The 22,995-nt window shown below is 54.9% G+C and carries 14 protein-coding genes; 6 read left to right on the top strand and 8 right to left on the bottom strand.

Annotated elements, in window-relative coordinates:
• Positions 1 to 22: 22 nt before the first annotated feature.
• Complete coding sequence (locus R3C20_04375; GenBank protein ID MEZ6039717.1) at positions 23 to 1,558, top strand: protein kinase; 1,536 nt, start codon at positions 23 to 25, stop codon at positions 1,556 to 1,558.
• Positions 1,559 to 1,612: 54 nt separating this feature from the next.
• Here the strand turns inward: R3C20_04375 and R3C20_04370 are convergent, their stop codons facing one another.
• From R3C20_04370 to R3C20_04355, 4 genes are all read right to left on the bottom strand, one after another.
• Positions 1,613 to 3,325: a DUF4259 domain-containing protein gene (locus R3C20_04370; GenBank protein ID MEZ6039716.1), complete on the bottom strand. Its 1,713-nt coding sequence runs from the start codon at positions 3,323 to 3,325 to the stop codon at positions 1,613 to 1,615.
• Positions 3,326 to 3,593: 268 nt separating this feature from the next.
• Positions 3,594 to 4,967, bottom strand: coding sequence for a hypothetical protein (locus R3C20_04365; GenBank protein MEZ6039715.1), 1,374 nt, complete (start codon positions 4,965 to 4,967; stop codon positions 3,594 to 3,596).
• A gap of 193 nt (positions 4,968 to 5,160) precedes the next feature.
• Positions 5,161 to 5,562 carry a hypothetical protein gene (locus tag R3C20_04360; protein ID MEZ6039714.1) on the bottom strand — a complete coding sequence of 134 codons (402 nt, stop codon included), beginning with the start codon at positions 5,560 to 5,562 and terminating at the stop codon, positions 5,161 to 5,163.
• The gene (locus tag R3C20_04355; protein ID MEZ6039713.1) at positions 5,525 to 6,517 is read right to left on the bottom strand and encodes a DUF1552 domain-containing protein; all 993 of its coding nucleotides are present in this window, start codon (positions 6,515 to 6,517) and stop codon (positions 5,525 to 5,527) included. Before R3C20_04355 ends, R3C20_04360 begins: the two co-directional genes overlap by 38 nt.
• Before the next feature lie 443 nt (positions 6,518 to 6,960).
• Here R3C20_04355 and R3C20_04350 point away from each other — a divergent pair, with 443 nt between their 5' ends.
• Positions 6,961 to 7,380 carry a hypothetical protein gene (locus tag R3C20_04350; protein MEZ6039712.1) on the top strand — a complete coding sequence of 140 codons (420 nt, stop codon included), beginning with the start codon at positions 6,961 to 6,963 and terminating at the stop codon, positions 7,378 to 7,380.
• 270 nt (positions 7,381 to 7,650) lie between these two features.
• A complete protein-coding gene (locus R3C20_04345) occupies positions 7,651 to 9,030 on the top strand; it encodes a DUF1501 domain-containing protein (protein ID MEZ6039711.1) in 1,380 nt (459 codons plus the stop codon).
• 26 nt (positions 9,031 to 9,056) lie between these two features.
• On the opposite strand, the gene R3C20_04340 is transcribed toward R3C20_04345, so the two are convergent.
• The gene (locus R3C20_04340) at positions 9,057 to 12,095 is read right to left on the bottom strand and encodes a PSD1 and planctomycete cytochrome C domain-containing protein (protein ID MEZ6039710.1); all 3,039 of its coding nucleotides are present in this window, start codon (positions 12,093 to 12,095) and stop codon (positions 9,057 to 9,059) included.
• 446 nt (positions 12,096 to 12,541) lie between these two features.
• Here R3C20_04340 and R3C20_04335 point away from each other — a divergent pair, with 446 nt between their 5' ends.
• From R3C20_04335 to guaA, 3 genes are all read left to right on the top strand, one after another.
• The gene (locus tag R3C20_04335; GenBank protein ID MEZ6039709.1) at positions 12,542 to 13,708 is read left to right on the top strand and encodes a PAS domain S-box protein; all 1,167 of its coding nucleotides are present in this window, start codon (positions 12,542 to 12,544) and stop codon (positions 13,706 to 13,708) included.
• 212 nt (positions 13,709 to 13,920) lie between these two features.
• Positions 13,921 to 15,354, top strand: coding sequence for a sigma-54 dependent transcriptional regulator (locus R3C20_04330; GenBank protein MEZ6039708.1), 1,434 nt, complete (start codon positions 13,921 to 13,923; stop codon positions 15,352 to 15,354).
• Between the two features lie 293 nt (positions 15,355 to 15,647).
• Positions 15,648 to 17,255, top strand: a complete 1,608-nt coding sequence (guaA, locus tag R3C20_04325; GenBank protein MEZ6039707.1) for a glutamine-hydrolyzing GMP synthase — start codon at positions 15,648 to 15,650, stop codon at positions 17,253 to 17,255.
• A gap of 66 nt (positions 17,256 to 17,321) precedes the next feature.
• On the opposite strand, the gene R3C20_04320 is transcribed toward guaA, so the two are convergent.
• The 3 genes from R3C20_04320 to R3C20_04310 form a co-directional block, all read right to left on the bottom strand.
• Positions 17,322 to 18,086, bottom strand: coding sequence for a hypothetical protein (locus tag R3C20_04320; GenBank protein MEZ6039706.1), 765 nt, complete (start codon positions 18,084 to 18,086; stop codon positions 17,322 to 17,324).
• Positions 18,083 to 21,460, bottom strand: a complete 3,378-nt coding sequence (locus R3C20_04315) for a hypothetical protein (protein ID MEZ6039705.1) — start codon at positions 21,458 to 21,460, stop codon at positions 18,083 to 18,085. Before R3C20_04315 ends, R3C20_04320 begins: the two co-directional genes overlap by 4 nt.
• A 65-nt stretch (positions 21,461 to 21,525) precedes the next feature.
• Positions 21,526 to 22,776 (bottom strand): glycosyltransferase family 39 protein, encoded by a 1,251-nt coding sequence (locus R3C20_04310; protein ID MEZ6039704.1) that lies wholly within the window; start codon positions 22,774 to 22,776, stop codon positions 21,526 to 21,528.
• Positions 22,777 to 22,995 lie beyond the last annotated feature (219 nt).

Raw genomic sequence — 22,995 nt, 5'->3', positions numbered from 1 at the left:
ACCTGAAGAGACCTGCAATCTGATGACCGATGCACTGGACAATTCAGCGCTGATGTTTCGTCAGATGACCGAAGGAGACGCGGATTCAACGACGGAACTGTTTGAGCGCTATCTGACGCGACTCTGTCGGCTCGCACGAACCAGAATGTCCGCACGACTGCAACAGCGAATCGATCCGGAAGATGTCGTGATGTCTGCCTGGCGCAGCTTCTTTATTCGCTCAAGAGAAGGAAAGTTCTGCATCAGCGAATCCGGGCAGATTTGGTCCCTTCTGGCTACGATCACGTTGCGAAAACTTTATCGTTCGGCAGCGCATCACAATGCAGAGCGGCGTTCGATGGCCCGCGAGTGTGGTGGATTAGTCGACACCAAATCTGTTGATTTGATCGTCAGTGAATCGCCATCCCCCGAAGAAGCTGTCGCAATGGCTGATGAGGTCGAAGCCTTGCTGGCAGCCCTGCCAGCAAGGCTTCGTCGAGTCGTGGAATTGCGACTGCAGGGAGAACTCATTGACGCGATCGCGAGAGAAACAGAGCTCTCCGAGCGAACGGTTCGACGCATCCTTGATGGCATAACCGAGCAACTCACGATTCGGCAGGCTGAAAGCGGTACCAGCACCATTCGCGTCCTGGCAGGGAATTCGCAAACGAAGGAAATCTCCCAGTACAGCCTGCAGACACAACCAGCTCTCAGGAAAAGTACTTCCGAAACCAGCGGCCCAACACCAGTGAAGTACAGCGACTTTATACTGGAGAGACTCATTGGCCGGGGCGGTATGGGGAAAGTCTTTCAGGCTCGATTGCGTTCGACCAACGAACTACTGGCCGTCAAATTCCTGCATCGTCGCTTTCAGTTCAACGAAGCAATGTCAGCTCGGTTACTCAACGAAGCCCGCGTTGGTCAACAGATACAGAATGATGGCATTCTTTGTTCACGATCTGTTGGACAAACACCCTCAGGGATCTGGTATCTCGTGATGCCGTATGTGAAACATACAACACTGGCCCGCATTCTGATGACAGCACCACCAAACCTTTCGGCGGCCATTCAGTGGATGAAACAACTGGTCGAAGCCATGCTGGCGGTGCATTCTGCGGGAGTCGTCCATTGTGATCTCAAACCCGACAATGTGCTGATCTCTGAGAACAACATGGCCCTGGTTTCAGATTTTGGCCTTTGCCATAGGGCCGGAATGCATTGCGAAGACGAAATTGTCGGTACGGTTTTCTGGATGGCCCCAGAACAGATTGATCCTGTTTTTGGCGACATCAGTCATCAGACGGACGTCTACGGCCTGGGCGCAGTTCTCCATGCAATGCTCACAACGAAACCTCCATTCTCGGGCGACAGACCCGCAGATGTATTCTCGCAGATCGTTTCTGCGCCTCCCTGGATCCAAATGCTGGCTTACCCGAAAGAGTTAGCGAAACACGAAACAGACACATTCATCTCACTCAGAAAACTGTGTCTACAGTGCCTTCACAAACATCCGAAAGCGCGGATCAATCTGCCGGCACTGCGGCTTCGACTGATGGAGATTGAAGAACAAAATGGATGACTTCTCCGGTGTGTTTAACTGGCTGGATTTGCAATCAGGACCAGTGCAACGGCGTCACTTCTGAAAATCAATCCACATTTTCCCCACGGTAAGTTCGCGGAATTTGTCAACATCGTCCGGCTTCAGATTCGGATTGCCGACCAGACCCAACCAGCGTAATTTCGACAGCTTTGGCAGCAGACGCAATCCAGCACCAGTAATCCGCGTTCCGTGAAGTTCCAGTTGAACAAGGTTCTTCAGCGTCGCAATCGCTGGCAAAACGGTATCTCCACAAGGAGTGTTTATCAATTCCAGCTTTCGAAGCTGTTTGAGACGGCTGATCGTTTCCTTTAGTACGTCTTCGCTGTCCGGAATCTTTGCAATTTGCAGTTCGCGCAGATCAGGCCAGGCTGTCAGCAGAAACTTGAAGTCGTCTCCTGTTAAGCCCTTAACTTCCCCCGTGTAGTAACTTCCGATGACAAGTTTTTCCACGCAGCATTCATTCGCCATGTCCTGCAAAGAAACTGGGGTCGGGATTGCCTCAACAACAAACGTCGTGCCGAAGAAGCGATTGGGCCCGGCGTTCCTGGATTTTTCGAATACAGAAATGACTCTCGCATTCTGTTTCAGATGCCTCGACTTTTCCTGAGCCGTCGAGGACTGCATCCCCATGGCTACTTCGTTCTTGATGAAGCTGAGATCGAATCTGCCTGGATGTCGAACGACAAACTTCGATGCATCTGCAATGGAGATCTGATCACAATTACAAATCGACACTCGCTGCAGCGATTGCACCTGAGTGAGAGACGTCAAACCTTTGATTGTGACGCGGGTGCTTGACAGATTGATTTCCCTGAGCATGGAACAGTTCTTTAGCGTCTCCAGATCTGCGTCTGTCACATCGGTGCGATCCAGCTCCAGATTCTCCAGCGAATCCATAAACGGCGCATGGCTGCAGATCCAGGCGGCAAAGCCACCCGTCACTCCGGTGGCAATTAGTGTTCGCAATTGAGACCAGCCCATAATAAGCGTCTGGAGAATGCGGAGCTTTTCAGCAGACAGTTTTTCTCCGCCCACGCTGAACCAATCCACGTTTGGCAGCGTTGCAAGACGCACAGCATCCTTGATCCCGGGATACTTCCGCAACGTACTAAACGAGACCTCGTGCAGTTTTTTGTTCCTGTGAACCGTTCCGGCATAGCCTCCACCCAGTTTTCCAAGGATGCTCTTCACATCCCTGAGTGAAACGGGCTTGTTGCCTTTTGTCATCGCAGATGCGCTGATCCTGCCTGCATCATCGGAGGATCTCCGGGAACGAGCACCAGGACTTTTCGGTGCCACATGTTTTTCTTTTGCTTCTGGCACCCTGCGCTTTGATACACCCTCCTTAACCGGCCTGCCAAGTCTGTCCACAAGCGACTGCATGGAACGTCGCCACGCGTTGTTCTTGTCCGAGTCAGCCCAGAGGTCCGCCAGTCCTGACGACTTCAGAATTGCGGAGGCTACCTGTTTCGCTCGCTTGTGCAGCGATGGCGTTAAAATGAAGTTGCCTTCCTTCAGAAAGGCACGAATTTCACGCGGCAGACCAGGAACTGCATATCCAGCCGCGGCGGCGACAACTTCACTCGCAGCAACCGCGCGAGAACATTCGTCTTCGTCATCCAGTTCACGAAGTTTGAGTTCCTTCAGCGTCGAAGCCAGATAGCTCACACCATCTGCACCCTGCAGCAATTCCAGAAACTCCTCCGCCTCGTCATTCGCGAACGGTTTGTATGACCATGCCCCCATACACAAGTCCCCTGGCAGTCACGAAATCGCGACGCAAACAGCACCATTGCTTTACAGACATCACCGCACTGAACGCCGGAAAGTGTAGAATCTGAAACACGACTTGCCAGTATACCCTCCGGAGACTGAACAAAAGTGGGGCGTGATTGACCGAAACTGATTCGGCCGTCTGGACTCCGAAGTCAGGAACGAATGCTGTGAACACGGCAGACGCAGGCGACATTGATCCTCGCCGACCGGTAACGATCACGAATCGCCCGCCACGTCATCAGTACTTCGGAAAGATGGCTGGCGATGGGAAGCGTTCATCCATATTTCCATGGTCGCCGAGATATTCCTCACGAGGCACCTGAACCTGAGGCCAGTCGCCGGGGCGAACACGAATAATGCGCCCCGGACGGATACCTTCGATGATGAGGTCCGTTTCGAATCGAATTTGAATACCACTGCTGCCCAGCGGCGCATCGGCGTCTGCTTTTGTAACGTCAAGAATCGTTCCGCGTGATGCCATGTGCGCGGGACCGTAGGCGCCGTGAGTGTGCTTCAGCGTGTTCTCCACGGCGTTCATCATTGCGGAAGCATCTTTCCTGAAATCGGCGTAGAGCGATTCATCCATGCCACCGAACAATGTCGCCGTCACGGTAGCTCGACCAAACTTGCCGTATTCCACCGCATCAATCCATGCCGGCATCCAGCGGCTACGAATGAAAGCCCTGTGGGTCTCTGTCTGATTTCCCGCGGCCCGCTGCATCGCTGTTTCGTCCAGCCAGATGTCCGAGATATGAAAGCGCGTGAACACGCCATCCGGTGTCGGCTTCCACGTGATGCCAAGCAGCACTGGCTGGGCTTCCAGAGCCTTCTTTCCATCGGCAGGCCAGATGCCTTCTTCGACCACGTCCGCAACGCTTAAACATTCGCGGCCGCGCCAGATGCGGGTGGCAGCGTCGAAGGTCAGCTTTTCTTCGGTGGCAGGGCCATCGTCACCGTTCTTCAATTGCCGGCTGGCGATGATCATCCCTGCATGGTTCCTGATCTCCACTTCCTTCAGCTTCCAGATCTTGCCTTCTCGCAAACAATGGCTGGGTTCGTCTTCCAGCAGAAGCACATGATTCTCGGCCGGGAAGATGCCCGCCCCACGGTTGTGGTTGGCGTCCTTCCTGCCGCTGTCAATCGGCAGCACCGGCACGGCAGAGATTTTGGGGTCCGGTGGAAGAAACGCCTTCACATGCACCACTGTACCCAATGGAATGTCTCGCAAGTCTGCGGGAGCGCCGTGATAGCGAACGATGCCGTAAGGCAGCATAGCGAAAGGATGCGGATCGTTGCGGAAGAACATCCCTGATCCCACAACACGAATGCTGCCGCGCCGGTTGGCATGGTCCACAAAGATCAGTTCGCCACGATACGAATGCGCCATCTCTACAGGAGGAAACGTTCCCGGCGTAGGACGAAAGGGTTCGTCATCGGCATTAGCAGTGACTCCCGGCAGAATCATGCAGAGGCAAAGCGCGGCGAGGCAGAACGCGCCGACGGACATCGGCCGGTCAGTTCCCGGAGCAGGTTCTGGCCTTGCGTATTGAGTCGCAAATCGCCGACAGCGAATGGCTGCGAGCGTCCCCTCGCAACGGACGGATGTGTCCATGATGTTCGTTCTCAAACAGGTACCCCAATAAACTCATTCAGGACCAGTTGCAGAGTCATTTCCCGTTGATTTTAACCCGCGGCCGATAAGTCAGGTTTTAAGGTGGCAGGCGGCCTGGCCACGGTTTAAACAATTCAAACCCCTACAATGGACCACACAAATCCGGAACCTATTGTGTTCCAAAGTGGCGATCTCAGACCTCGATCAACCTGTTGCTGTCGCCGAACTTGTCGACTTCGACGCCCATCCGCTGGGCCATCAGCAGTAACAGGTTGCTCATGTGTGCATCCGAATTCGCCGGGCGGCTGCAGAGCCCGTAGTGCTCTCCTGGCTTGTCAAGCTGGTATCCACTGAAATGCCCCTGATTGAAGTCGACATGGCTGCCGTGTTTCAGTCCGAGATCTGTGCCACCGGCGAGCACCAGTGGCAGGTTGGCGTTGCCGTGACTGTGACCGTACGACATTCCACTGCCAAAAAGCGCCATGGTCGTGCCGAGCAACGGATGGCCGTTCAAGTCTTTGGTTTCGGAAAGACGCGTGAGGAAGTAACTGAACTGTTCAATCGCAAACGTATCGTAATTGGTCAGTTTCTCCATAGTAGCCTGCATCGCCGCCGTGGTGACTAAGCTGATGACGTGATTCCGTGATGCCGATCTCCGGAATCGCGAACGCATCTCCTTCACCGCCCAGACTGAATGTGGCCACGCGTGTGACATCTGTTTGAAAGGCCAGCACGATCAGATCGTAAACCGTACGAAAATAGTCACCCGCCTGCGTCTTTGGAATGTCGCGATTGGTGCGTTTGCGGTCGGCATCAGCGATCTGCGGCAACGGAGTGTCGAGCCACGCATCGGCTCGCCGCGTCCGAATTTCCGCCTCACGTACCGAAGTGAGATACTGGTCGAGCCGTCCTTTGTCGGCCGATCCCATCTGTTGTTCGAGCCGACGGACTTCGGCCAGGTTATCATCGAGCACACTCGCTTTGCGGCGCAGGACTCTTCGCTGGGCTTCGATGCCGCCTTTGGGTTCTTCGAACAATGAAGCAAAGATTTCACTGCAACGACGCATTGCCGGCAACTGAACGCCGTCGGCGGTCCAGGCAAGTGAACCCTGGGTCAGGGCAATCTCCATCGACGGATACCGCGTATGCTGAGCGGTGACTTCCGCCATTCTTTGATCGACAGAAATTGTGTTGCGTTCCGATGGTCCGATCTTCGCGCCGGTCAGCCAGATATCGATACAGTTGTGGTGATGCCCGAGGCTCCCAGGATGATGCAGCCCACTGACTGGGGTAATGAATGGACGGTGCTTCTCCAGTGGCTTGAGCGATCGAGAAAATTCATAGTCCTTGCCCGGCGTTGTGATCTGATAATTCAGCGAATGAACGCCGTTGGCCAGATAGATAAAGGCACTGCGCCGCGGCGTTTCCGTTTGCCGCTCCTCCGCACCCAACGGAACCATGCATTCCAGAAACGGCAGCGAGATGCAGGTCCCCATGGCACGCAGAGCATGCCGACGGTCGATCAGCCACGATTGGGATAGGAAGTTCATGGTCCAGCTCCTCAGTTCTTCGTTCCTGGGGCCTTGGTATCGGTTCTTGAGACCTGAATGGTAGCGGATGATTCCGCCAATTCCGGCGTGATTATTTGCAGCTTCGTCAGGCTCGAACGAATTCTGACCAAATCTCCGGAAGGACGCTAACCACGCACGACCGCACCGGAGGAGCGACGCCCGACAGAAGAAGCCTCACATTCCGCCATCCGATTCGGTTTCGGCACATCTTCAGGTCAGGCTTCCCGGGAAGAACCGCAGAACCGGAACCGAGCATACCGCGCAAAGAATTCTTTCCATTTTGCGTAAACATCCCATTTTAACCTTGAGCGAGATGTAAACGAATCGGCACAATCGGCACAAACGTTACAGGCGCACCCTGCTGGATTTCATCGGGAATCGTCAGGTGGCCTACAGTCTGATTGCATGGGAGAGCTGAGAGAATGCAAGTATTTCGAAGACTTTGGAGTGATGAGTCGGGCGTACTGCTGTCCGCCGAGGCAGTGGTGGTTGGCACTGTCGCTGTTGTTGGACTAACCGCGGGCCTGAGTACAGTGGCTTCGTCGGTGAATGAAGAGTTGCGAGACGTCGGGTTCGCTATTCGAAGCCTGGACCAAAGTTACACGATCCCGGCGATGGAAGGTTGTGGTGCATGCACGGCGGGGTCTTCATTCACGCAGGAACCTGTAGAGAAGTCCCTGAAAGAACTGGACGCTGCATACCGAAAGGCCGAAGCCTCTGAAAAGCAGGCGGCTGCCAGGGCCAAAGCTCAGCAGGAACGACTCAAAGAACAGGCCGAGCGGCAGAATTCAAAGAAAGATCCTTCGAAGGATAAGAAGAAACCTGGCAAGACAACCATCTGATCTGGCAGTCCAGATGGGCGGCAGCCGGACAATTGCCTGCTCATTTGAACGGATCACACTCTCAGCTGCCTCGGGGGCTCTCTCTCAATCTCTCCCCCGAAGGCAGTTCTTTTTGCGCTTGTCAATCTTCAGTTGTTGACTGGCCAATGTTTCCAGGATGCCTGATAAGCCTCACGCAGTGCTTGACGTCGTTTTCTGTTCGCCGGATGATGAACACGGTGAATGAATGGAAGGACCGATGGACGATGCATGATCAACACAGGCAGGCGAATGCAGGATTCGAAAACACATTCTGAAATCCTGACGCGCCGCAGTCTGATTCAGGCATTGGGTGCTGGCACCGGTGCGCTGGGGATGCTGGCGGCGTTGCACGGTGAGGCGGTTGCGGAAACGCGCGTTCCCCATTTTTCCGGTCGAGCTCGCCGCGTGATTCATTTGTTCATGAACGGTGGACCATTTCAGGGCGACACGTTTGACCCAAAACCTCACTTAAAAAACTACGAAGGGCAGCGTCCATCCGGTGCTGATTTACGAACAGAGCGAAAGACGGCGGGAATCCTGCCATCGCCATTTCGTTTTCTTCCAGCGGGTGAAAGTGGCGTTCCGGTCAGTGAGCTGCTTCCACACACGGCAGCATGTATCGACGACATCTGTGTGCTGAGATCCACCTACACCGACAACCCGAATCATGGCCCGGCGTTGCTGTTAATGAACAACGGGACGATTCTTCCTACACGTCCAAGCATGGGATCCTGGTTGTCCTACGGACTTGGTTCCGAAAATGCCAACCTGCCAGCGTATGTCGTACTTTGTCCTGGTAAGCCGGTTCGATTCTCTATTCTCTGGACGAGTGCTTTCCTTCCGGGATCTCATCAGGGAACGTACATCAATCATCAGAACCCGGTTCCTGAACAGTTAATCCCCTTTCTTCGAAACCCATCCGCCACAAAGGATCAGCAGAGGCGACAGGTTGAACTGATGGCGCGACTCAATCGCCTGCAGCTCGAGCGAACGGGGCCTGACAGCCAGCTTGAAGGACGTATTCAGGCAATGGAAACCGCGTTTCGCATGCAGTTTGCGGCAACCGACGCTTTCGATCTCCAGCAGGAAACGAAATCGACGCGCGAGGCGTATGGAAGCGGGCACTTTGCCAATGGCTGTCTGCTGGCAAGACGTTTGACCGAGCGTGGTGTCCGGTTCGTGCAGGTTTACTACGGCAATGGTCAGCCGTGGGACACACACAACAACCACAATGCCAGTTCAAGAAACCTCTGCGCTGACATCGATCAGCCGATTGCGGCGTTGTTAACAGATCTGAAGCAGCGAGGCCTGCTGGATGAAACTCTGATTCTGTGGAGCGGAGAATTTGGACGCACGCCGACGTCTGAAAATGGAGATGGCCGTGACCACAACCATCATGGATTCTCAACCTGGCTGGCCGGTGGCGGTGTCAAGGGTGGAATGACATGGGGAGCGACCGACGAATTCGGCTTCCGAGCGGTTCAGGATCGCGTTCATATTCATGACCTGCATGCGACGATGCTGCATCTTCTTGGCATCGACCACGAAAAACTAACTTATCGCTACGCCGGGCGCGACTTCCGTTTAACGGATGTTGCCGGCCGTGTGATTGACCAGATTGTCAGTTGATCTGGTGCTCAGCAACCGCCGACTGATCATGGCACGAACATCATTTCGTTGCTGACCAGCATGATGCGGATGAACGTTGCAAGCCGGGACAGGACTTCAGAATCCGTCTGGGCCGGAAACTGCTGAATCATCTGATCCCAGGCGGACTCGTGGTGAGGACTCAGAGGTTTGGCATAGAGCTGCAGACTGGCAACCTTCAAACACGCGGTTTCGCTGCCATGTTGTTTGAGCAGTCGTTCTGCCATCTTTTCTGAACACCGGTGCACGAAGGGATCATTCATCAGATACAGCGCCTGGGTCGGAGCGGTGGTGACATCGCGAACAGGCGTTGAGGCGTTTGGATCTGCACCATCAAAGAGCGCGAAGAAGCGATCCCTTCGATTGCGTTTTTGCATCAGATAAACGCTCCGCCTGCTGGATTCGTATTCAGCAGCAAACGGCGTGTGTTGAGTGAACCCCCAGCTCGATTCTGGTGGAAACGGGTGTTGCTGCCCCGGCGATCGGTCCAGCTCTGCGCTGACAAACAGAAGCGTGTCCCTGAGCTCTTCGGCGGACAATCGTCTCCGTGCATGCCCTGCCAGAGCTGCAGCGTGATCTGCAGAACTCGTCGCCTGTCGATAAACAGCGCTCAGCAGTATCTGTCGGTGCAGCCGCTTGATGCGCCAATCGTTTTCCATGAAGTCACTGGCCAGATAATCCAGAAGGGCCTGATTGGAAGGAGGTGCGCCGCGTGTGCCAAAGTCGTTCGGAGTCTTCACGATGCCTGCGCCGAAATACTTCTGCCAGACTCGATTCACAAACACCCGCGCGGTCAGAGGATTGTTCCTGCTGACAATTGCGTCGGCCAAATCCAGTCGGCCGCTTCCTGCCGAATCACTGAGTGGCATGCCTCCGAGGATTCTGGGGAATCGCCTGCCGACAACATCGCCAGGTTCTTCCGGATTGCCGCGCAGTTGTATGGGAGAATCTGTTGGTGTTCCGTCGGAGACCGCGTACGCGACAGGAATGACCGGGCGATCTCGCTCCAGCTTTGCAGCCACGTCATCAAGCTGCTGCATGTGCTGACCAAGCCTTCTGAGCTGATTTGCAAATTCAGGGGCCTGAATATGCCGAATTGCCCAGGCCACCCCATCGCCGCCCGGATGAGCATCGGCAATCTCTCCCGACAGTTGAAAAGTCCCGTCACAGGGCGCAAGCCAAACAATGCTGACTGGTCCATTGGGCCCCGGATGCACGAAGAATGTTCGCGGCGGCAATGTGGTCCAGACAGAGACAGGCACTTCGGACCTGTTGACAAAAACAGACGGAGTACTTTCGTTCCAGGCCTGTAGTTCCGGGTGACCGTCAATCGCGGGTTGTCGGGCACGCAGCAGTTTGATGCCCTCTGTTGCATCCAGCAACGCCCAGGTGCCGTCTTCGGGCTTTGTCAACTTATTGCCGGGGTGTGGATTGGCAATCAGCAGGTCATCAATGAGATCCGCCACGCTCCATTGTTTCTGAGGATCGGCCGAATCTGTTTGCGTGATCGTCAGAGAAAGCCGTGTGCTGTCAGCACCATAGTTGCCTTTGGGGAAAACGGATATCTGGATGGCCTGCCCCTGATCAATTTTAAGCATCACTGGCTGCTGGCTGAGCGGCGCGGCTGTGCCATCCGCAAGATCACCGCTGGCGATTTCGGTGGACGAATTGGAGAGTGATTGCGTAAGACAGACGGTCAGATTTTCTACCGATTGATTCAGCGATGCGGATGCCGTTTCCATTTGTGATTTCAGCAATTCCCATTCTGCCATGCGATTCCGTGCAATCGTCTCCGGCAGGAGTGGAACAAGGTCACGCGGCTGCTGATGTGGCTCACATCCCGGGAAGGCAAATCGAGTGCTGGCAAAGACGCCATAAAGCGCGTAGTAGTCTTCGGCCGAAACAGGATCGTACTTGTGATCATGACAGCGACAGCAGCCCAGCGTCAGTCCAAGGAAATTCTTGCCCAGATTATCGATCACATCTTCATACGTCAGGTGAATATCCTTGTCGATGTCGTGGCCGAAGCGGCGTGCAATAGCCAGATATCCAGTGGCAATGACGTTGTCGGCGTATTCATCCGATGAAATCACGGGAAGGCTGGCAGCCTGCCTGGCAATAATATCGCCGGCAAGCTGGCGGCGAACAAACTGATCGAACGGCAAATCATTGTTCAGGGCGTTGATGACCCAATTGCGATACTTCCAGGCATGCGGCAGGGGATGGTCGCTGTTTTCTCCGGCGGTGTCCGCGTAACGAACAACGTCGAACCAATGCCGCCCCCAGTGCTCGCCATACGCCGGAGAAGCCAGTAGTTCGTCGACAAGCTGGGCGAGTAATTCTGAAGTGGGACGCGGATCGGACACAAAGCTTTCCACCCGTTCAACCGTCGGAGGCAGGCCGGTGACGTCATAGACAATCCGGCGAATCAGAGTTCGTCGGTCGGCTTCCGGCATGGGCTCCTGTGACTCCGAATGGATCTGTTCCAGTGCAAACGCATCAATGTCTCCCTGACACCACGGATCACTGGCTTCTTCGGGGAGCGAAGGCTTTGCAACCGGAACAAACGACCAATGTGCCCTGGAGCTGAATTCCATGGGTTTCTGAGGCCATCTGGCGCCTTTCGAAACCCAGTCTTCAAAGGCCTCGATCTGCTCTGTGCTCAAAGCGTGGTCTGGTGGCATTGCTGATACGTCGGGCTCCCGACGGATCGCTTGTAATAACAGGCTGTCCCTGACGAGGGTTGCTGGATCCGCCTCCGGAGATTCGACGAATGCCGGCCCCGAGTCGCCACCGCGTATGAGCGCTTCGCGCGAATCAACTCGAAGGTCGCCCGCGGTGCGTTCACCTCCGTGACAACGGAAACAGGTGTCAACCAGGACCGGCCTGACGTGCCGTTCGAAGGACTCTTCATCCGCAATCGTTTTGCCGGAAACCGAAAGCAGGATCACGATCGCTGGCAGGGTCATTCGAAAATGAGCGGCAGTGGAAAGAATGGCCAAAGTCCTTTGGGGATTGCGGCAATTCCGAGCTGTCAAATGTCGCATAATTCAAATCCCTGTTCCGGGAGCAGAGTGGTTCGCCGGGTCTTGACCATTCCTGAACCATTGAATGCTATCGACAGTGTTCAACAGATTGCCAGTTCATGGCTCGACTTTGATTGATCTGATCGAGCGATGTACTGACCCAAACTTTGACGTTCTCGGTCGCAGCGGTTCCCATTCATGGCTCCGGGATTCGCTGAGATCAGAATCCTAACCAGAGGACTCGTTGCCACTGCCGTCGAAAGGCCATCCGAATCCGGATTTGGTTCACCATCGCGTCGAAGGCAACATTTGCAGTCTTATTTCTGTTCGTCGTGGCAGGCGGGCTCACTAAAAATCGGAACAGGCACATCGTGCTGACTGCAGTCACGTGAACTCAGGGCGACATGGAATGGCACACGACGTAGACTGTGTGGTGTGTGATGAAGCTTACATGCGAGAACCGAATCATGCCTCACGAAGCCGCCCGTTTCAGTAATATCGACGAAGCCAATAGTGACCGTTCGATGGTCGCCAAATACTCGGCCATCATGGAGACGGCTGTTGATGCCATCATCACCATTCGGGAAGACGGCGTCATCGAATCCGTGAATCCGGCGGCCTGCCGAATGTTTGGATACCCGATGGAAGCCCTTGTCGGGTCCAATGTACGAATCTTAATGCCCGCTCCCCACAGTGCTGAGCATGATGGGTATTTGCGAAAGTATCGCGAGACCGGCCAGGCAGCCATCATCGGAGTCGGTCGACGTGTATCCGGGGTTCGAAAAGATGGAACGCAGTTCCCGCTCCACCTTGCTGTGACCGAGTTCCACATTGGAGACAAACAATTTTTCTCCGGGATCATCAGGGACCTGACAGAACTCGATCAGGCGCAAACGCGACTCCTCCAGTCTGCGCGGCTGGCTGCGATTGGTCAAATGGTGACCGGACTTGCGCATGAAAGCCGGAACGCTCTGCAGCGTGCCCAGGCGTGTCTGGATATGCTGAGCCTTGAGCTTGAGGGACAGGAAGATCTGCAGGATCTCTCACGCCGGGCAACAAATGCGCTACAGGATCTTCATCGGCTTTATGAAGAAGTTCGCAGCTACGCAGCTCCCATTCATCTTGAATTTCGGGAAGTCAACCTGCGTAACATCTGGCGGAAGGAATGGGAGAACCTCGCCGCCGTTCGTACCTCTCTCGATATCAGACTCACGGAAAGTGTCGAATGCGACGACGCCGTTTGCGAAGTGGATGTTCATCGTATCGAGCAGGTGTTTCGCAACATCCTCGAAAATGCCATCCATGCCTGTGGCAGTGACGGGGCAATTCAGGTTCATTGCTGCCCCGTTTCGATAAACGGGCAGGAAGCGATACGGATCGAATTCATCGACGATGGTACGGGGCTGACGAGCGATGCAGCGCAGCACATTTTTGAGCCGTTCTTCACAACAAAGCAGAAAGGAACGGGGCTCGGGATGGCCATCGTTCGCCGTATTATCGACGCCCACTGCGGAGAAATTTCCGCTCGCCCGGGTTCGGATCGCGGCACCGTGATTTCCGTGGTTCTCCCCCGCCGGATCGCCGCCAACGAGGTTAGGAACGGAGTTCGCAGTAGCTCCAGCGTCGCCTCGTAATTCCCGGCCATATTGCAAAATCCGAATTCCATTCCGATTCAGCATCGTGTTCGGCGGGCGAATCCGCACAATGCGCGCCATTGTGCACACATGGGGTGAGACCGCGTCGAGCTGGTGAGCATTTCACAGCGAAACTCGTGTTTCTCGGGTGAGATGAAAACTGTATCGATCTCGCGACATCCGCCGCGAAGGTCTGGTGGGAGTATTTTGTGATGGCTGCATCACCTCAATCCACATCACAAGTGATGAATCTGCTGGTTGTTGAGGACGATCCCGATTTCCGCGAGACGTGTTCGCGCTGGATGACGCGAAAAGGGCATCGGGTCTCCTCAGCCGCGAATGGGCAGGAGGCACTGGAACTGTGCGAACAAAAACTTTTTGATGTCGCCATTGTGGATATGAACATGCCTGGCCTGACGGGCCTGGAACTGCTTGAGCGGATGAAGGCATCCCAGTTCGAAACCGAAGTACTGATCCTCACGGGCCAGGGAAGCATCGAAAGCGCTGTGAACGCGATGAAGCTTGGCGCGTGCGATTACCTCACCAAACCTTTTCCGATGGACGAGCTTGAACATCGCTGCCTGATGGCGTGGCAGCGTGGGCAGATTCACAAAGAGAATCGGCAGCTGAAAGCCATCATCGAACGATCACAACCGCCGGTCTGCATCATCGGCGAATCGATGCGAATGCGGGACATTTTCCGTTTGATTGAACGCGTTGCGCCCACGGACAAGCCGGTCCTGATACAGGGCGAAAGCGGGACCGGAAAAGAACTGGTCGCAAGAGCACTCCAGCAGAAGAGTCAACGTGCCTCAAGACCATTTGTCACTATCAACTGTGCCGCACTTCCGGAGCAGCTGGTCGAAAGTGAACTTTTCGGGCATCGCAAAGGTGCGTTCACTGGTGCAAACGAAGATCGTCCGGGAATGTTTGAAGTGGCCGACGGAGGCACACTTTTCATCGACGAAATCGGCGAACTGCCCGGCAGTCTTCAGCCAAAGCTGCTGCGTGCTCTGGAAGACGGCTCGATCCGTCGTGTTGGGTCGACGCGCGAACGCAAGGTGAATGTCAGAGTGCTGGCGGCGACGAATCGAACTCTGGTGGAAGAAGTCGCGGCCGGTCGGTTTCGAGAAGATCTCTATTATCGAATCAATGTCATGTCACTCGAATTACCACCCCTTCGAAAACGTGAAGGAGATGTCGACTTACTCATCGACCATATGCTGGCAAAGGGATGGAAGATGACGGACGAGGCTCGTCGAATGCTGACGGCCTATCACTGGCCTGGCAATGTACGTCAACTGCGCAACGCGATAGAGAGAGCTCAGATCCTGGCGGACAATAACCTCATCACCATCGATGACTTGCCATCCGAAATCATCGATCATGAAACATTGGCCGGCTCACCGGCAGGGTCGACTTTGATTCACGCAACCGCTGCGGCGGGTACATCAGGCTGCTCCACAGCTGCAGATCCGGTGAGCACGTCGGTCAAGCTGGAAGACCTGGAGCGAACGCATATCATCGAGATTCTGCGTCGTGAACACGGCAATAAAGCCAGAGCGGCCCGGGTTCTGGGAATCCACCGACGCAAGCTGTACCGACTGCTGGAACGGTACAATATCACCGAAACTTCGTGGGTCTGAGAATTTCCCTGAGCTCAGAACAGGGCCGGCGGTCGTTCACGGATCAGCACCTCTGCGTCCAACAACTCAAGGCGCCGCTTGGAGTTCGGAAGATTCGCGCCGAAGCGGATTTGTGACGGGCACGGTACGGGCATCGCAAATTAAGCATCGCTCTGAACAGGGTGGTTGCGCGCGATTGAGTCTCGGCGCGTTTCTGATAAGCTGCTCCGTTTTTCCACTCCGCCGCGCATTCCTTAAGGTCTGCCGCAGGGAGTCTTTGTCGACCTCGATCGATGATTTTCCAGGCGATGAACATGAGTGCCGTGGCTAATAATCAGTTGAACTCACAATCTGTTCAGGCCGATTCTGATTCGCATGCTGTTCAGGATGATGTCGTTCTGGTGCTCGACTTCGGGTCTCAGACAGCCCAGTTGATTGCACGCCGGGTCCGCGATCAGAACGTGTTTTGTCAAATCGTCCGGCATGACTTGTCGGCCGAACGAATCAGGGAACTGAATCCCCGGGGCTTGATCCTGTCAGGAGGGCCGGCCAGCGTTTACGGAGAGAATTCGCCAAAGGTCGATCCGGAAATTTTCACTTTGGGGATTCCGGTGCTTGGCATCTGCTACGGTATGCAGATCATGTGTCAAACGCTTGGCGGGAAAATCCTGCCGGCTCATTCCCGCGAATTTGGTCGCGCACCGTGTGAACAGACGGTGGAATCAACACTGTTCGAAGGCCTCCCACCGACGTTTGTCGCCTGGATGAGTCATGGAGATCAGGTCGATACGCTGACGGGAGAATTCGAACCCATTGCATCGACAAGCACCTGTCCGAATGCTGCTGTCCGGCACAAGTCTCTGCCCGTATTCGGGCTGCAGTTTCATCCGGAAGTCACGCACACCGAATACGGCGCGACACTGCTGGGTAACTTTGTTCGAAATATCTGCAGCTGCAGGGGGTCCTGGAAAATCACCTCACTGATCGAACAGCAAAAGCAGTCGATCCGCGAGACAGTGGGAACGGACCGCGTGATCTGTGGTTTGTCCGGCGGCGTCGATTCGTCTGTTGTTGCCGCCCTGATTTCTGAAGCGATTGGCGAGCAGCTATCCTGCATCTTTGTCGATAACGGCATGCTGCGAAAAGACGAACGCCGACAGGTCGAAGAACAGTTTCTGAAGCACTTCAAGACCGATTTGCATGTTGTGGATGCCAGTGAACGGTTCTTATCCGAGCTGGCCGGGGTCACAGATCCTCAGCAAAAACGAAAAATCATCGGACGCGTCTTTATCGAAGTCTTCCGGGATGAAGCCAAATCAATTCCCAATGCAAAGTACCTTGCACAGGGAACGCTGTACCCCGATGTCATCGAATCGGGCGCGAATCCGGATGGCCCCGCGGCGACGATCAAGTCGCATCATAATGTCGGCGGACTGCCCGATGAACTGGGTTTCGAACTCATTGAACCCCTCCGCGATTTGTTCAAGGATGAGGTTCGTCGTATGGGACTGGAACTCGGATTGCCCGAGGTGATGGTTTGGCGACATCCATTTCCAGGGCCCGGCCTGTCCGTTCGGTGCCTCGGCGAGGTGACCAAAGAACGCATGGATATCATTCGGGAAGCCGACGCGATCCTGATTGAAGAATTGCACACAGCCGGGCTGTATCGTGAGATTCAGCAGGCATTCGTCGTACTGCTGCCTGTCCAGTCGGTGGGTGTTATGGGAGACGACCGGACCTATGAGAATGTCGCGGCCATTCGAGCCGTTCGAACCGAAGATTTCATGACGGCGGACTGGTATCAGTTCCCCTACGATGTTCTGCAGAGAATCTCAACACGCATTATCAACTCCGTGCGTGGCATCAATCGCGTGGTCTACGATGTCAGTTCAAAACCACCAGCGACGATTGAGTGGGAATAAGGATTGAGTGGGAATAAGATTGTGTAGGGAATAACTCGCAGCTGACTTCATGCCGGTGAAGCAGCTTCAGATGCCTGACAATAATTCTTCACAGATCGTTGACACGAGTGTTTCCTCCAGAGTCTGCAGGATATCAGCGACCCTGGCTCCGTCCATAATACGGTGGTCGTAGGCCAGTGTTACGCGACTGCGGTTGTTCTCATCCAGCGGTCCGTAAGTCAGGCAGCCTGTGTGAATTGACGGAGGCACCTGAATCTCTGCGCCTCTGCCTGCCAGCGTCGAAAGAAAAAAAGTGCCGAATCGTTTCGCTCGCCCCTGCGTCGAGATGTTCAGATTCCACCACCAGATCATTCGTCGCAGAACCAGGGGAAGCTTTGCCAGTCTCCATTGGTTGCGGAACACGTCCTTCGGTAGTTCGTGACAGAACTGATCAATTTGCCGCTGGATATTCAGCAGGGATTTTGTTTCCGGAGCTTCAATGATTCCCCAGAACAACCACGATTCGCCATGCACCACTCGCTGCACGGTCAGTGTGCCATGGCTGGCGTTGTTCTGGTAAATATGAGCCCAGGGCCATCGATACCAGGTCTGGCGCAGTTCGGGATAGTCGGCTGCAACAAGAGCAAATGCCTTCAAGAAAATGGCCGACCAGGAAACTCGCTTCGAACATTTCGCTCTGGCAGAAGCGACGACCGTCAAATCCATTCGTCTGTCGTGGCCACACAGCGGAACCTGTTGATTGAAATACAACAGATCCCAGGTTAACCGCCGACTACGCGGAACGGCAAACCGTCGACCGTCACGAACCGTTGCGATGTCAGGAGAGGTCAAGGTCGAGCTCCCTGCGGCCCGCGAAATGCCTGCGGAGCAGCAAGCGGGCCGGTGAAAATGCGAGGGACACGCAGCGAAGGGATCGGCCCGTTTGGATTCGGCTGAAAGGCTGAAAGAAACTGCTTCATCGATTCATCGACCTGAATACGAGAGCGGATTTCCGTCTGCGGGCGATCGACAGTTCCTCGCACCTGAACGCCAACCCATTGCGTTGTGCTGGCGTAGAGCAGTTCATTGACAAGTGGCAACGACGGACGACGAGACCGTGCGGGCCGCGAATAAAAGTCCATGACCACATCACCGCCAAATCCAATACTGCCGCGGCCACGCAGGGCCAGTGAATCGCCGACCAGGTCAATCGGGTCAAATACGAACTGCTCGTCCTGGACATCGAAAGACAGTAACGCATAGTCGAATGCTTCTCGATTTGGCACAGTGAAGTTCAGCTGACCAAGAGCCCTGAACAATGTGACCATCATCGGAAGTTCGTACATCGATGCCGGGCTGATCAGCAATTGCCCGCGGCCTTCAATTCTGGCGGCATCTTCTCCCGCGCCAGTCAGATAAAGCCACGCATTGACAACCCCTTTCATATTCTGCTGATCGGGGATGTGCCGAGCCGCGTACGATTCCAGCAATGCGTTTCTGATGGTACTGAAGAGGCGAAATCGATCGGACTCGTTAAGACTGACCGTGGCATTCACCAGAAGCGATCCGCCATAACCCTGCGCCTGAATCTGCGACGCTGTCGGGACAAGTTCCGGATTAATGTTGAAAATATCACGAGAGCCCAGCAGCAGTTCTTCGTCATTCAGGCTGTAAGGGCCGAAGACGCGTGTCAGTTGTTTGCCCAGCACATCGACCGTATCCAGGCGGATGTCGCCCGCGTTAATCAGGTGCGCGCCATCCCAGTTGCCTCGCGCATTCACGATCCCCGATACGTTTTCCAGTTGAAGACCCGCTGCAATCGCACAGTCTTTCAGTCGCATGGTCATTTCCCACGCAGCGGTCGTCTGCAGTCGTCCGTCAGTTGCACCACGAAAATCCAGCTGTGAATTCTCGATGGCAACTTTTCCCTGTCGAGACAGGCGGGACAGCGTTTCGTGCCATGAATCCGGAAGTGCTGCTCGCAGATCATCGTCCGGTTCGAGATCGGTGGCATTCACATCATTCAGATGAACCTGCCAAAGATCATCAGGGCTGACTTCAGCCCACCCTGTGGCACTGACGGGGGCTTCATTATGGCGCCCCTTGAACTCCAGAATTTCACAATGCTGAACACCAGCAAATCTTGGATCGTTGGGGTCGTAGCTGAGTTTGAGTGAATCGACCGTCATTCGATATGGAAAGGCGGTCGGGTAGATTTCCCCATCGGTGATTACAACTTCCGGCAGTCGAATCACGGGTTTCTGCCCGGGTGAGGCCGTCCAGTGAATGTTGCTGGTTAAGCTGACTTTTCCTTTCGGCTGCAACATTGACCAGACGACGCGACTGCTGTCGCCCAGAGCGTTGTAGAGATCCGGGTCCAGCTGGCCATTCTCGCACTTCACTTCCAGCTCGAGAACGCCAGGCTGGGGCTCTCCTCGATAATATCCTCGCGCAGATAGCATCGCGTCGCTGTGTCGCCCCTTCAGGTCTTCAAACTTCCAGGACTTTTCGAGCGTGTTGAAGACCAGCCGACCACTGAGCTCACTGATTTCGTATGGAAAGCCCGTAAATCGCATCGCACCATTGGTGACTGTTGCGTTCATGAGCATGTGTGTCGGTTTATCGAGACCCGGTGGTCGATAGCATCGCGCTTTGCAAGCCGCGCGACCGGAGATCTGAAGCGAATCCAGTACCTTTCTTCCCGCCTCTTCCAGCGCATCACGGAAGCGACTGTCGATCGGAAAGTTTTCGGTCTGCAGATCAAACAGCATTTCTGCTTCCGGTCCGGGACGCTGAATAACCCCCGTCCCCGAAACCAGTTGCTCGCCAGCCGTGCCCGTTCCCTTCAGATCAAAAATCACATTCTGATCCGTAAACGGTACGCCTTCGAAGGATCGCTGCGATACCGTCCCCCGAATGTTGCGCACAGGGTAACGGAACTTGTGAAATGTGACCTCACCTCCCGAAATGGTGCCAGTCAGGCCAATGGGCAGCCACTTGCCGGATTCGGCACGCCGCAAAGTGACATCGCCGCTGACGTAACCATCCGGCAGAAAGTTGTCAAAAAACGGCCGTGCCTTTACCGGAAAGAATGGTTGAATACGTTTGTCAACGTGAAAGTTTTCCGCATGCAGAGTGATCTCCGGGGCGGGCGATCCGGGCTGCGTCGACATTCGCAGTTCACCGGAAAGCAGAGCGTCCCCATCGCGAGCCTGGGTTAGTTTGACGATAACATTCTGATTGTCGCGAAAGACCGTCGCCTGAACATCAGTCAGCGTGTCCTCAATCGCCGAGGATGATAACTGACCATCGCGAATATCGACCTTCAGACGAAAATCCGGAATGGTGGCTTCAGGGCGACCGGCTACCTGAAAGTCAACATTCAGCACACCAAGAAATCGAGGAGCGATACTGCTGCTTCCAATCACAAGTGCAGCCGTTGGCGATGTTGATCCCTGAGCATCAGCGGGAACAAATCGCCCGAAGATGCTGTCAATTTGTTCGAGCTGATTTTGCAGGCCTGGGTTCGTCGAATGCGCGAGGGCAGCCAGCTTCTGGCCAACCTGTACATCTCGCATCCGTCCCCCCAGTTGCCACTGCCTGCTCTTCAGATCCCAGTCGCCCGTCAGTGTTAATGGACCGGCATTTGGTAAGACGACATCGCCTGTGAAATCGTAAGCCGTGCTGGAAGAGGGAACTGCCAGAAACGAAGAACTGGTCAACAACAGGTTCGCCGGGGGCAGGCCACTTCCGTGTTCAAGCATCAACTGCGTCCGCACGTCCTCCAGCGTAATCTGTGGCAGTACCAATGCCTGATTTTCCTGACGGATGAACCGGTAATCCTGCCAGTTCCAGCGACCGTCTTCGCGACGCTGCATCAACACTTCAATCTTCGAAGCACGCAACGAAGTGATATGCACCCGATGCCGTTCGAAAAGTTCTGTTTCATCGATCAGCGCCAGAACGTCATTTGCCCGAAGCAGTGATTTATTCGTCCTGCGATCCCGCAGTTCAACGCGCTGCAGACGCAGCGACTTCCCGGGTAACAAAGAGATCTGTCCGATTTCCAGTTTCAGATCCGGCGCAACGGCCTCGAAACGGGCGGTCAGTACCTGACGAACCATCAGGTCACCGTTCTGCCAAAACCAGACTCCCCCGGCACCGATCGCAACAGCGATCAGCAACAGCAGAAGGAGAGCCCATTTGATGACAGACAGTGGCTTCATGCATCCTTGCCGAAGTCAGCCGCGTGTGAAGCGGTAACGAGTTCTTGTCCCCTGAATAACGCAATTCAGGTGCGGGGTGAGTTCTTCCTGAACCAACCACGCCAGTCCCACCCCTGCAACGCGTTTGCCGCAAAGATGGAAAGCGGAAATTCAACAGGTAAACGATACCGGATTGACCCGACAAAGGCCATATGAACCAGCAGAAACAGCAGGAAGGGCGCGGCCAGGACAGCAATTCCTGCAGGTGAACCGGTCCAGCGGTAAACCCCCAGTATCACAGCGGCAAAAAAAACGAGGTAGAAAACAACCGAAACCAGCGATGCTGGGCTATCTGCAAAGCCTGAGGCATTTAGGGCAAGACTCAGGTATCGGCCAGCCTTGACGAACCCCAGCTCAACCGCTCGCATTTTATTCGCGAGAGCAAACGCGACTGCACGCGACTTATAGTGTTCATTTGCATCGTATTCACTCATTGTCGCGTAGACATTTTCCTCGTCCACAAAACGCATATCGCTGGCGCCGGTCGCATTGGCATGCATCCCGTCGTAAAGGCTGGGGCCGGACCAGAGTGAGGTAAAAACCCAGTGCCCGGTGACGTCATGATTCCGCCAGGCCCAGGGGAACAGGACCAGAAAACAGCCCGACAGAATTACCGCGATGGCCGCCATTCTCCATCGGTACGCTGCAGTCGACAGCAGAAGAACCAGGCCAGAGCTGACGATTGGCCAAAGAATCCAGCCAGGGCGAATCAGTACCGTCAACCCCGTCGAGATGCCCAGTAACCCGGCCCATCGCAGAATCTGGCTGGGGAACATCAACAGTTTCGCAAGCAGGATCAGACACGTGAGAAGCCCGAAAGCGAACAATGTTTCGGACAGAATCAGGACACTGTTCCCGACTTGCAGTGGAGCGATCGCCATGATGGCTGCGGCCATCAATCCGATCGATTCGGCTGCGCTGTTTTTTTCAGTGAACAGCAGGCGAGCGAGATACCAGGTGAGCCAGCAGCAGCCAGCCCCGATCCCAGCAAGCACTATGCGCGCACTCAGAATTGACGGTCCGAAGAGCTTAATCGATGCTGCCAGCAGCAGGGGAAAGCCCGGGGTCCGCAGAACATAGCGTGGCGGTTGATGGATGCAGTAGTCCTGTCCGGCGGCAATTTTTTGTGCAAGTTCCCAATAGCCGTTGGCATCGCCTTCGATCAGGAAGGCTCGACCTGCCTTCTGTACATGATGCTCAACTGCAAACGCTGCCAGAAGACGCAACCCGAAAGCGACGATCAGGATTGCCATGAAATACGGAGTGCTGCGTTGCACTAAACAGGAGCCCTGTTGCAGGATGACAGATTGCAAATGAAAATGAAGAAGACAGGTGCGGCCCCAGCCAAATCGAACGCCAACTGCCACGGAATGTTTACGGCTCCAGAGAGAAAAGTGCAAACGGGAAACCGAAATTCGAAGCAAACATACCGGCCTGCATCAAATCCTGTCATCATGTGCGACCGAAGATGTACGTTTCGCGCAGTCTGATCGTCG

It is taken from the genome of Planctomycetaceae bacterium, from assembly GCA_041398825.1.
Taxonomy (GTDB): domain Bacteria; phylum Planctomycetota; class Planctomycetia; order Planctomycetales; family Planctomycetaceae; genus F1-80-MAGs062.
This window is presented reverse-complemented; position numbering and strand designations above follow the sequence as displayed.

What these genes read in the sequence shown, in the direction of transcription:
- R3C20_04375 (MEZ6039717.1), top strand. Translation starts at nt 23, where the DNA reads ATGACCGATGCACTGGACAATTCAGCGCTGATGTTTCGTCAGATGACC.
- R3C20_04340 (MEZ6039710.1), bottom strand. Translation starts at nt 12,095, where the DNA reads ATGCGACATTTGACAGCTCGGAATTGCCGCAATCCCCAAAGGACTTTG.
- guaA (MEZ6039707.1), top strand. Translation starts at nt 15,648, where the DNA reads ATGAGTGCCGTGGCTAATAATCAGTTGAACTCACAATCTGTTCAGGCC.
- R3C20_04315 (MEZ6039705.1), bottom strand. Translation starts at nt 21,460, where the DNA reads ATGAAGCCACTGTCTGTCATCAAATGGGCTCTCCTTCTGCTGTTGCTG.
- R3C20_04350 (MEZ6039712.1), top strand. Translation starts at nt 6,961, where the DNA reads ATGCAAGTATTTCGAAGACTTTGGAGTGATGAGTCGGGCGTACTGCTG.
- R3C20_04330 (MEZ6039708.1), top strand. Translation starts at nt 13,921, where the DNA reads ATGGCTGCATCACCTCAATCCACATCACAAGTGATGAATCTGCTGGTT.
- R3C20_04360 (MEZ6039714.1), bottom strand. Translation starts at nt 5,562, where the DNA reads ATGGAGAAACTGACCAATTACGATACGTTTGCGATTGAACAGTTCAGT.
- R3C20_04345 (MEZ6039711.1), top strand. Translation starts at nt 7,651, where the DNA reads ATGCAGGATTCGAAAACACATTCTGAAATCCTGACGCGCCGCAGTCTG.
- R3C20_04355 (MEZ6039713.1), bottom strand. Translation starts at nt 6,517, where the DNA reads ATGAACTTCCTATCCCAATCGTGGCTGATCGACCGTCGGCATGCTCTG.
- R3C20_04365 (MEZ6039715.1), bottom strand. Translation starts at nt 4,967, where the DNA reads ATGGACACATCCGTCCGTTGCGAGGGGACGCTCGCAGCCATTCGCTGT.
- R3C20_04370 (MEZ6039716.1), bottom strand. Translation starts at nt 3,325, where the DNA reads ATGGGGGCATGGTCATACAAACCGTTCGCGAATGACGAGGCGGAGGAG.
- R3C20_04335 (MEZ6039709.1), top strand. Translation starts at nt 12,542, where the DNA reads ATGCCTCACGAAGCCGCCCGTTTCAGTAATATCGACGAAGCCAATAGT.